The 906-nt window shown below is 55.7% G+C and carries 1 protein-coding gene; it reads left to right on the top strand.

All coding sequences use genetic code 11. From position 1 onward, the window contains the following. Window positions 1-122: 122 nt before the first annotated feature. Window positions 123-896 carry a transposase family protein gene (locus ACED88_RS10720; RefSeq protein ID WP_421084534.1) on the top strand — a complete coding sequence of 258 codons (774 nt, stop codon included), beginning with the start codon at window positions 123-125 and terminating at the stop codon, window positions 894-896. The last annotated feature ends 10 nt before the right edge of the window (window positions 897-906 follow it).

Below are 906 nucleotides of genomic sequence, written 5' to 3'. Positions count from 1 at the left end.
GAGGGTTATTCATAAGGGGGTCAACACCCCCACCCCCCACCAACTAGACAACGGCCCCACCAGCGGCAAAAATAAAAGGGTTAAATCACTACAAATAACCTCAAGCCATACCGGAAGAACCGTTGCTACACCAGCGTACAACCGGCCTCACCGCCACGCAATTCGCCACGCTCCTCACAACCCTCGCCGAGCACCTCACCTGGGTCAAACCAGACCAAAAACCCCGCAGGCTCACCCTAGCTAAGGCCCTTAAAGTCACCCTGCTCAGCTACCGACAAAACATCACCCAAGAAACCCTAGCCCACTTTGCCCGAGTCTCTCAGCCCACCATCTCACGAACCATCAACACCATCGAGCAAGCCCTTTTGAAGGTCCTCAAGCCCCTGGAGAAGTCCTTGGAAAAGCGACTGAACGTACCTGGTTCTCTGGTGATTGACGGCACTCTGGTGCCCACCTGGAACTGGCGTTCACTAGGAAAAACAAACTTTTCGGGTAAGCATAAACGAGCCGGGTTCAACCACCAGGTCATTTGCACCCTTGACGGTAGGCTCCTGGCTATCACCGACCCGCTACCTGGGGCTAGGCATGATGCTCATGCTTTTCGGGCTCATGGGCTTGAGAAGCTGCTGGATTCTTCGACTTTGGCTGATAAGGGCTATGTGGGGCTGGGGTTAGCAGCCCCGACCAGGCGTAAGCCTGGGCAGAAGCTCACCAAGGAGCAGAAGCGAAATAATCGGGTGATTAATCGGTTGCGGTCGGTGGTGGAGCGGGTGATTGCTCAGATCAAAACCTGGCGTGTGCTGCATTCGGGGTTCAGGCGACCGTTGGAGGTGTACCGGCGGGTGTTTTCGGTGGTGCGGGGGTTGCTGTTTTTGGCTGCGGGACACCCCTTATGAATAAGCCTCA

The sequence above is a fragment of the Rothia sp. 11273D007AR genome (genome assembly GCF_053547255.1).
The sequence above is the reverse complement of the archived record's forward strand: the minus strand, read 5'-3'. Positions and strand labels throughout refer to the sequence as shown.